At 61.7% G+C, this 8,630-nt stretch carries 9 protein-coding genes; 8 read left to right on the forward strand and 1 reads right to left on the reverse strand.

Annotated elements, in window-relative coordinates; genetic code table 11:
* The first annotated feature begins 203 nt into the window (after nucleotides 1-203).
* Entirely contained in the window at nucleotides 204-1,445 is a 1,242-nt protein-coding gene (locus AACS18_RS02230; protein WP_108613604.1) for a mechanosensitive ion channel family protein, read from the forward strand.
* A 187-nt stretch (nucleotides 1,446-1,632) separates the two neighbouring features.
* Nucleotides 1,633-2,559 (forward strand): L,D-transpeptidase family protein, encoded by a 927-nt coding sequence (locus tag AACS18_RS02235; protein ID WP_146184836.1) that lies wholly within the window; start codon nucleotides 1,633-1,635, stop codon nucleotides 2,557-2,559.
* Between the two features lie 69 nt (nucleotides 2,560-2,628).
* Here AACS18_RS02235 and AACS18_RS02240 read toward each other — a convergent pair whose 3' ends face one another.
* Nucleotides 2,629-3,522: a VirK/YbjX family protein gene (locus AACS18_RS02240; RefSeq protein WP_108613606.1), complete on the reverse strand. Its 894-nt coding sequence runs from the start codon at nucleotides 3,520-3,522 to the stop codon at nucleotides 2,629-2,631.
* A gap of 326 nt (nucleotides 3,523-3,848) precedes the next feature.
* Between AACS18_RS02240 and putP the strand changes: the two genes are divergently transcribed.
* The 6 genes from putP to surE form a co-directional block, all read left to right on the forward strand.
* Entirely contained in the window at nucleotides 3,849-5,366 is a 1,518-nt protein-coding gene (gene putP, locus AACS18_RS02245; RefSeq protein ID WP_108613607.1) for a sodium/proline symporter PutP, read from the forward strand.
* Nucleotides 5,367-5,574: 208 nt separating this feature from the next.
* Complete coding sequence (gene ftsB / locus AACS18_RS02250) at nucleotides 5,575-5,892, forward strand: cell division protein FtsB (protein WP_005335520.1); 318 nt, start codon at nucleotides 5,575-5,577, stop codon at nucleotides 5,890-5,892.
* Nucleotides 5,885-6,577: a 2-C-methyl-D-erythritol 4-phosphate cytidylyltransferase gene (ispD, locus tag AACS18_RS02255; RefSeq protein ID WP_108613608.1), complete on the forward strand. Its 693-nt coding sequence runs from the start codon at nucleotides 5,885-5,887 to the stop codon at nucleotides 6,575-6,577. Before ftsB ends, ispD begins: the two co-directional genes overlap by 8 nt.
* Before the next feature lie 146 nt (nucleotides 6,578-6,723).
* Nucleotides 6,724-7,200: a 2-C-methyl-D-erythritol 2,4-cyclodiphosphate synthase gene (ispF, locus tag AACS18_RS02260; RefSeq protein ID WP_040097825.1), complete on the forward strand. Its 477-nt coding sequence runs from the start codon at nucleotides 6,724-6,726 to the stop codon at nucleotides 7,198-7,200.
* Nucleotides 7,200-8,258 (forward strand): tRNA pseudouridine(13) synthase TruD, encoded by a 1,059-nt coding sequence (truD, locus tag AACS18_RS02265; RefSeq protein ID WP_108613609.1) that lies wholly within the window; start codon nucleotides 7,200-7,202, stop codon nucleotides 8,256-8,258. Before ispF ends, truD begins: the two co-directional genes overlap by 1 nt.
* A partial coding sequence (gene surE / locus AACS18_RS02270; RefSeq protein WP_108613610.1) for a 5'/3'-nucleotidase SurE occupies nucleotides 8,239-8,630 on the forward strand: 392 nt, incomplete at its 3' end. The genes truD and surE, both read left to right, overlap by 20 nt.

Raw genomic sequence — 8,630 nt, forward strand, 5'->3', positions numbered from 1 at the left:
GTGATCCCGACCAACGAAGAGCTGGTCATCGCTCGCGATGCCCTGAGCCTGGTCTGCTAAGTCAACCTCGCTTTGAAACAACGCCCGGCCTGTGCCGGGCGTTGTCATTTCTGGCGTACGCCGATTTGACATGGGGGAGGGGAGCGGTACCCTGACCACCACTGTTTTTGCAGCCAGCGGGCTGCCCGGTTCGGGAGAGAGCAATGAAAGAGGCGTTTTTTAACTGGTTGTCTGGCCTTGGGGTGGAAGTGACCAACCTGATGGCGCTGGTGATCGCGCTGGGTTTTATCGTCATCACCTCGTTGCTGCTGCACATGGCGCTGCACCGGGTGTTGCTGGTCCGGCTGGTGGGGATCCTCGGCAAGGCCAAGCAGGTGTGGCTGCCGCCCCAGCTGCAACAGCGCCTCTTCAACCGGCTCGCTTTCGTGTTGCAGGGGGCCGTGCTGCTCGGTCAGGCGGAGATCTGGCTGCCCCGTCAATCGGATAGCCTCAAGCTTATCGAGATGGTGGCCCAGCTCTGGATTTTGCTGTTCCTGCTGCTGGCCTTCTTCGCCCTGCTCGACTGCCTGTTGTCGGTGAGCCGTTACACCCGTCTTGGTCGGGATTTGCCCCTGCGCGGCATCTTCCAGGGGGCCAAGCTGGTAGGCAGCATTCTGGTGGGCATCCTGATGATCGCCCTGCTGCTCGGCAAGTCGCCGCTGTTCCTGTTCAGCGGTCTGGGTGCCATGACCGCAGTGCTGATGCTGGTGTTCAAGGACCCCATCCTCGGGCTGGTGGCGGGGATCCAGCTCTCCGCCAACCGGATGCTGAGCGTCGGTGACTGGCTGCAGATGGACAAGTACGGCGCCGATGGCGAAGTGACCGACATCGGGCTTACTACGGTCAAGGTATCGAACTGGGACAAGACCATCACCACCATTCCCACCTATGCCCTGATCTCCGACTCTTTCAAGAACTGGCAGGGGATGACCGAGTCGGGCGGCCGCCGCATCAAGCGCAGCGTCAATATCGACATGACCAGCGTGCGTTTTCTGACGGCCGATGAGCAGTTGCAGCTCAAGCAGGCGCAGCTGCTGGCTCCCTATCTCAGCCGCAAGGAGCAGGAGCTGAGTGCCTACAATCAGCAACTGAGCGATGCATTGAGCTGCCCCATCAATGGTCGTCACCTCACCAACCTCGGCACCCTGCGCGCCTATCTGGATGCCTACCTGCGTGCCCACCCCGGCATTCGCAAGGACATGACCCTGATGGTGCGCCAGCTGGCACCCACGTCAGACGGTCTGCCGCTGGAAATTTACTGCTTTACCGCGACAACGGCATGGGCCGATTACGAAGGGATCCAGGCCGATATTTTCGACCATATCTTCGCCATCATTGAGCAATTTCATCTGCGGTTGCACCAATCTCCCACAGGTTACGACATGCGTGCCTGGCAACGGGGATAAATAGGGAAACCGGGCGGGTCGGGGACGCGGAAAAAACCGCATATTAATCATCGACCCGTCGCCACTTGTCAGTTGAAATTTGCCGTGCAGAGGAGAAAAATGGCGGCCTTCTCTTCGCGCCCCTGATCCCCTCTTGATCAGCTGCCAGCCCAGAGACGTCACTTCAAGTCATCATCATGGGAAAGTTATGAAGCTCCTTCGCAATAGTGTGGCAACACTCTGCTACAGCCTGCTGCTGACCGCTGCGCCGGTTTTCGCTGTTGAATATGCTCTGCCTGCGGCCAACAGCCGTCTGGTAGGGGAAAATCTGGAATACGTGGTTCCGGCCGAAGAGAACGGCCAGCCGCTGGAGGCCATTGCTGCCAAATTCCAGCTGGGGCTCACCAACATGACCGAAGCCAACCCCAAGGCTGACCCCCTGCTGGTGCAGACCGGCGAGAAGCTGGTGATCCCCCAGCAACTGATCCTGCCGGATGCACCCCGTGAAGGGATCGTGCTGAACGTGGCCGAGATGCGCCTCTACTACTACCCCAAGGGTAAAAAAGTGGTGGAAGTGCTGCCCATCGGCATCGGCCAGCTCGGCACCGACACTCCGGAAAACTGGGTGACCAGCGTGCAGCGCAAGAAAGCGGGCCCGACCTGGACCCCGACCGCCAAGATGCATGCCGAATATGCCGCCCGTGGCGAGAGCCTGCCTGCGGTATGGCCGGCCGGCCCAGACAACCCCATGGGTCTGTTTGCCCTCTACATCGGCAAGATGTACGCCATCCACGGTACCAACGCCAACTTCGGCATCGGCCTGCGGGTGAGCCACGGTTGCGTACGTCTGCGCAACGACGACATCGCCTACCTGTTCAAGCAGGTACCGGTCGGTACTCGTGTCCAGTTCGTCAACCAGCCGATCAAGGCATCTCTCGAACCCAATGGTGTCCGCTATCTGGAAGTGCATCAGCCGCTGTCGCGCAGCGAAGAGGAGTTCAACTCCAAGCTGCCGGCACCGCTGCCGATGACCCCGGCGGTGACCCGCTTCATTGCCCACGCCGACAGCGACTCCCAACTGGTGAAGCAGGCGCTGGAGCAGCGCAACGGCATGCCAATGGCGATCAACCGCTAACGGCAAATCCCCGTCATGACAAAGGGCGAACAGCATGCTGTTCGCCCTTTTTGTTTCTGCTGCATTGACTCAGCTTCGCAGCAGATTTGCCTGCAGCTCGCTACCGAGCTGATCGAGCAGCTGATAGCGCGCCTTGTAGCTGGCCCGTTTGCGGGAGGGGATCTCCTCCAGCGTCTTGCGGGGCACCTCCAGCGGCAGGCTCATCCAGAGTTCATCCTGCACGCTACCCTGATGCTCCTGCCACAAGCCGTCGAGGTCGAACTTGACCCGATCGGCGGTGCGCTTGCTGCTCTGATAGACGTGGCTTTGGGTGCGGATCCCGAGCAGGCTCTTGCACGCCAGCCCCCGGGCCAGCTCGGCGGCCATATAGACCAGCAGGGACATGGGGCGCAGCCCGCCGCACGCCTTGGTGACCAGCTTGATCTCCTCGCTCTGCCCCTTGCCGCCCTGCAGCGAGCAGATCTCGAGGGTCGGGTTCGGCGCGGGGCGCAGATTGAGGGCCATGTAATAGAGCGCCGCGTCACCCAGCTTGAGGGTCAGGCTCATCTCCCCCTCTTTGCCCATGTGGGTTTGGTAATCCAGTTGCAGGGTCAGCGGTGCCGTCAGCTTGTCGCTCTGCCACTGGGCCAGCAGCAGGCCGCGCCCGCTGTAGATTGCCAGTTGTTGCGCCTTGGGCAGCTGACGTGCCAGCTGCTGGTAGTGGCCGCTGATAAGCTCGGCTCGCAGGTGCTTGCGGAGCCCCTTGTGGCGATAGGGGTGGAGCGGCTTTTCCAGAATATCGGGGAAGCGGCTGATCGCCTGCGCCAGCAGCGGTTGCTCCTGCTGCTGGCGATAGAGGGCGCGGGCGCCGGGATTGAGCCAGAGACGCCCCACATACTTTGCCCGTCTGATGAGATGACCCGACTCCTCCACCGGGTGAAGGCGGCGGGCGAGGGTTCGCAGGTGTGACAGATGAGATGACATGGTGCCGACCTCTGACTGGTGTGATGAGACAGGGCGGGGAGTGTAGGAGCGGGGCGCTGGCTTGTAAAAAAATGGATAGTAACAAAATGTGAAAACATAACGCTCAGTAGCGGCTGGCGCTGCGAGATGACCGTCACGGCCACGGCAGGAAATCTGGCGCCATCCTCTTGATGCGGCAGATGATTTGATGCGCAAAGGTTTTTATTGTGTTTTGTGTTTGTTAAAACTGGTTGAGCTGGCGCGAACGGCTGATTAAGCTAGGCCGGTTTTTTAGGGATGAGCCCGTCACCAGAGCGGGCAGAGAATGACACAAAACGGAGTTTTGCATGACAGCTAGCACACCCATGTTAATCACCTTCCTGGTGTATATCCTCGGAATGGTGTTGATCGGCTTCGTCGCCTATCGCGCCACCCGCAACTTTGATGACTACATTCTGGGCGGTCGCCGGATGGGGAGCTGGGTTACCGCTCTCTCTGCCGGCGCCTCCGACATGAGCGGCTGGTTGCTGATGGGCCTGCCCGGCGCCGTCTTCGTCAGCGGCATCTCCGAGAGCTGGATCGCCATCGGTCTGGTGATCGGCGCCTACCTCAACTGGCGCTGGGTAGCGGGTCGCCTGCGGGTGCATACCGAGAAGAACCGCAACGCCCTGACCCTGCCGGACTATTTCACCTATCGCTTTGAAGATCACAGCAAGGTGCTGCGCATCCTCTCGGCGCTGGTGATCCTGCTCTTCTTCACCATCTATTGCGCCTCCGGCGTGGTGGCCGGTGCTCGTCTGTTCGAGAGCACCTTCGGCATGGATTACAACACCGCCCTCTGGGTCGGTGCCGCCGCCACCATCACCTACACCTTCTTCGGCGGCTTCCTGGCGGTGAGCTGGACCGATACGGTGCAGGCAACCCTGATGATCTTCGCCCTGATCCTGACCCCGGTCTTCGTCATCATCGCCGTCGGCGGGGTGGACAGCGCCATGATCGAGGTGGCCGCCAAGAGCGCCACCAACCTCGACATGTTCAAGAATCTGGATGTGATCGCCATCATCTCGCTGATGGCCTGGGGCCTTGGTTACTTCGGTCAGCCCCACATTCTGGCCCGCTTCATGGCGGCGGATTCCCACCACTCCATGGCCAATGCCCGTCGCATCAGCATGACCTGGATGGTGTTCTGCCTCGCAGGCGCGGTGGCCATAGGCTTCTTCGGGCTGGCCTATTTTGCCCGCTTCCCGGAAGTGGCGGCTGGGGTGACCGGCAACCCGGAGCGGGTCTTTATCGAGCTCTCCAAAATCCTGTTCAACCCCTGGATCGCCGGTGTGCTGCTCTCCGCCATTCTGGCGGCGGTGATGAGCACTCTAAGTTGTCAATTACTGGTCTGCTCCAGCGCCATCACAGAGGATCTTTACAAGCCCTTCCTGCGCAAGAACGCCTCCCAGCGTGAGCTGGTGTGGGTGGGTCGCCTGATGGTGCTGCTGATCGCGGTGATTGCCATCGCCGTTGCCATGAATCCGGAAAACCGGGTGCTGGGGCTGGTGAGCTACGCTTGGGCCGGTTTCGGTGCCGCCTTTGGTCCCGTGGTGCTGCTCTCGGTGCTGTGGCCGCGAATGACCCGCAACGGCGCGCTGGCCGGCATGCTGGTCGGTGCCATCACCGTCATCGTCTGGAAGCAGTTCGGCTGGCTGGGGCTGTATGAGATCATCCCTGGCTTCCTGTTCGCGCTGCTGGCCATTGTGGTGGGCAGTCTGCTGGGCGAAGCGCCATCAAAAGCGATGCTGGAGCGTTTCCGCGATGCCGAGGAGGAGTACAACACCCCGGCCGAGAGTGCGGGAGAGCCGGTCGCGGTGAACTGATCCCCCTTACCGCTTTCTGATTGAGAGCCCCGCCCCCGGACAAGGAGTGCCCTGGTTGGCCATCCTTGCACCGGTTTGGCGGGGCTTTGTGCTATCTGATTCACTCTTGGGCACTTTTTTATGTTCGGCCGGGGGCTCGACGGTGCTCGCTTTCTTTTGTCTTGGCACCGAATATGGGACACTAGGCCGCCTGAAGGAGACCTAGTGCATGCGGCTATTCACCCTGATCCTGATCCTCCTGCTGGGGGGACTGCAATATGACCTCTGGCTGGGGAAGAACGGGCTATCCGATTATCAGAACCTGTCGGAGGCCATCTCGCAGCAACAGCGGGACAACCAGACTCTCAAGGATCGTAACGACCTCATTTACCGCGAGATAGATGATCTCACCTCTGGCCTCGAGGCCATCGAGGAGTTGTCGCGCAACGATCTGGGTTACATCAAGCAGGGGGAGACCTTCTACCGGATCATCCCCAAAGAAAAAGACAAAGAGACAGCGCCGGACGATGAGCCCTACGATGACTGATGCCAGCCGGGTATCCGGCCTGACGGCGATCGTCCCTGCCGCCGGTATCGGCAGCCGGATGGGGGCCGATTGCCCCAAGCAGTACCTGCAACTGGCGGGTAAAACCATTCTCGAACATACCCTGGAGCGGCTGCTCTCCCACCCGGCCATCGCCCAGGTGATCGTGGCGCTGGCGCCCCATGATCGCTGGTTCGAGGCCCTGCCCGTGGCGGCCGACCCGCGGATTGTGCGGGTAGAGGGAGGCGCCGAGCGCGCCTTCTCCGTCCTCAATGGCCTCCATGTGGCGCAAGGGGAGTGGGTGCTGGTGCACGATGCGGCCCGCCCCTGTCTGACTCACGGCGATCTCGATGCGCTGATTGCCGCGGCCATGGGCTGCGGCGGCGCCATTCTCGGCAGTCGGGTGCGCGATACCATGAAACGCTCCGATGGGGAGGGCAATATCATCGCCACCGTCGAGCGCGAGCAGCTCTGGCATGCCCTGACGCCGCAGATGTTCCCGACCCGTGACCTGAAGCGGGCGCTGGAAGAGGGACTGATGCTGGGCGCCACCATCACCGACGAGGCCTCCGCCATGGAGCGGGCCGGATTCACGGTGCGCATGGTGGAAGGGCGTGCCGACAATATCAAGGTGACCCGGCCGGAAGATTTGTCGCTGGCGGGGCTGTTTCTAAGCCAGCAGGCATAAGCCCCTCAGTCAGAACAGACCGTTCAGAGCAGAGCGTCTCGAACAAACAGGCCCGAACAAGGAGTTAGCATGATCCGGATTGGACATGGTGTGGACGTACACAAAATTGATGGGGTTGGTTTCAGCATGTTGGGAGGTTGCCGCTGATGATGCGCATTGGTCATGGTTTTGATGTCCATAAATTTGGTGGTGTTGGCCCCTGCATGCTGGGTGGCGTGCCGGTTCCCTACGAGCAGGGGCTGGTTGCTCACTCCGACGGCGATGTGGTGCTGCACGCGGTGAGCGATGCCTTGCTGGGGGCCATCGGTGCCGGTGACATCGGCCGCCACTTCCCCGATACCGCTGCCGAGTTCAAGGGGATCGACAGTCGCATCCTGCTGCGGGATGTCTTTGCCCGGGTACAGCAGGCGGGTTATGCCATCGGCAACCTGGATGTGACCATCATCGCCCAGGCCCCCAAAATGGCCCCCCATATCGACGCCATGTGCGCCGTGCTGGCCGCCGATCTGCAATGTGATTTGAACCGGGTGAACGTCAAGGCGACCACCACCGAACAGCTTGGGTTTACGGGGCGCAAGGAAGGGATCGCCACCGAAGCCGTCGTCCTACTGGTGAAACAATAATGCTGGAACAACTTGCCTATCTGCACGGGGCGCCCACTGCCCGCGGTATCCTCAAGGCCGAGGCCGCCGACTTCGTGGTGAATGAAGATCTCGGGTTTGAGCCCTGTGGTGAGGGTGAGCACATCTTCGTCCGGGTGCGCAAAACCGGCGAGAACACCGCCTGGGTGGCGGGTCTGCTGGCCGATGCGGGCGGGGTCAACCGCAATGCGGTGACCTGGGCGGGCCTGAAGGATCGCCACGCGGTGACCGAGCAGTGGTTTGGCATTCACCTGCCGGGCAAGGCCGAGCCGGACTTGTCGGTTATCGAGAGCGACAGCATTCAGATCCTGCAAGCCAAGCGTCACAATCGCAAATTGCGGGTCGGCTACCTCAAGGGCAACCACTTCACCCTGCGCCTCACCGGTCTGGAGCAGGCCGACGGGCTGGAAGCGCGCCTGCAGGCCATCGCCGGGCAGGGCGTACCCAATTACTACGGCGAGCAGCGTTTTGGCCGCGATGGCAACAATCTGGAAGCGGCCAAGGCGATGTTTGCCGGCAAGCGGATCAAGGATCGCAACAAGCGCTCCCTCTACCTCTCTGCCGCCCGCAGCATGCTGTTCAACGCCATTGTCAGCGCCCGTATCGAGCAGGGGCTGGCCCATCAGCTGCTGGCCGGTGATTGCGTGATGCTCAAGGGCAGCCACTCCATCTTCAGCGAAGAGAGTGTGACCCCCGAGCTGGAGGCGCGTCTTGCCTCCGGCGATGTGCAGCTCACCGCGCCCCAGTGGGGCCGTGGCCGTCTGGCCAGTCAGGGCGCCGCTGCCGAGTTCGAACAGGGCGTGTTGGCCCCTTACCGCGATTGGTGTGACGGGCTGGAGAAGGCGGGGCTGGATCAGGACAGGCGCCCCCTGCTGCTCAAACCGGAGCAGATGAGCTGGCAGCTGGACGGCGAGGCGCTGACCCTCTCCTTCTTCCTGCCGGCGGGCGCGTTTGCCACCAGCGTGGTGCGCGAGTTAATGCAGGCCGAAGAGGCCGATCACGGTTTCAGGAATCAGACCGATGCGAATTCTGGTCAGTAATGACGATGGTGTGCATGCCGAGGGGATTCGTGCCCTCAGCGAGGCGCTGCACGCCTGCGGCGAGGTCATTGTGGTGGCGCCGGACCGCAACCGCAGCGGCGCGAGTCACTCCCTGACGCTGGAAGTGCCGCTGCGGGTTACCCGCATCGCAGAAAACGGCTTTAATGGGTGCGAGAGCTATGCGGTGAAGGGGACGCCGACCGACTGCGTGCATCTGGCGGTCAACGAGCTGGTGCGCCCTGAACCCGACATGGTGGTGGCCGGTATCAACCACGGCGCCAACCTGGGGGATGATGTCATCTACTCGGGGACGGTCGCCGCGGCCACCGAGGGGCGCCATCTTGGCTACCCCTCCATCGCTATCTCGCTGGT

It is taken from the genome of Aeromonas sp. HMWF015, assembly GCF_963878965.1.
In the GTDB taxonomy this organism is placed as follows: Bacteria; Pseudomonadota; Gammaproteobacteria; order Enterobacterales; family Aeromonadaceae; genus Aeromonas; species Aeromonas veronii.

Excerpts from the sequence above, each read along its gene's own strand:
- AACS18_RS02230 (WP_108613604.1), top strand. The coding sequence starts at position 204 with ATGAAAGAGGCGTTTTTTAACTGGTTGTCTGGCCTTGGGGTGGAAGTG.
- AACS18_RS02235 (WP_146184836.1), top strand. The coding sequence starts at position 1,633 with ATGAAGCTCCTTCGCAATAGTGTGGCAACACTCTGCTACAGCCTGCTG.
- AACS18_RS02240 (WP_108613606.1), bottom strand. The coding sequence starts at position 3,522 with ATGTCATCTCATCTGTCACACCTGCGAACCCTCGCCCGCCGCCTTCAC.
- putP (WP_108613607.1), top strand. The coding sequence starts at position 3,849 with ATGACAGCTAGCACACCCATGTTAATCACCTTCCTGGTGTATATCCTC.
- ftsB (WP_005335520.1), top strand. The coding sequence starts at position 5,575 with ATGCGGCTATTCACCCTGATCCTGATCCTCCTGCTGGGGGGACTGCAA.
- ispD (WP_108613608.1), top strand. The coding sequence starts at position 5,885 with ATGACTGATGCCAGCCGGGTATCCGGCCTGACGGCGATCGTCCCTGCC.
- ispF (WP_040097825.1), top strand. The coding sequence starts at position 6,724 with ATGATGCGCATTGGTCATGGTTTTGATGTCCATAAATTTGGTGGTGTT.
- truD (WP_108613609.1), top strand. The coding sequence starts at position 7,200 with ATGCTGGAACAACTTGCCTATCTGCACGGGGCGCCCACTGCCCGCGGT.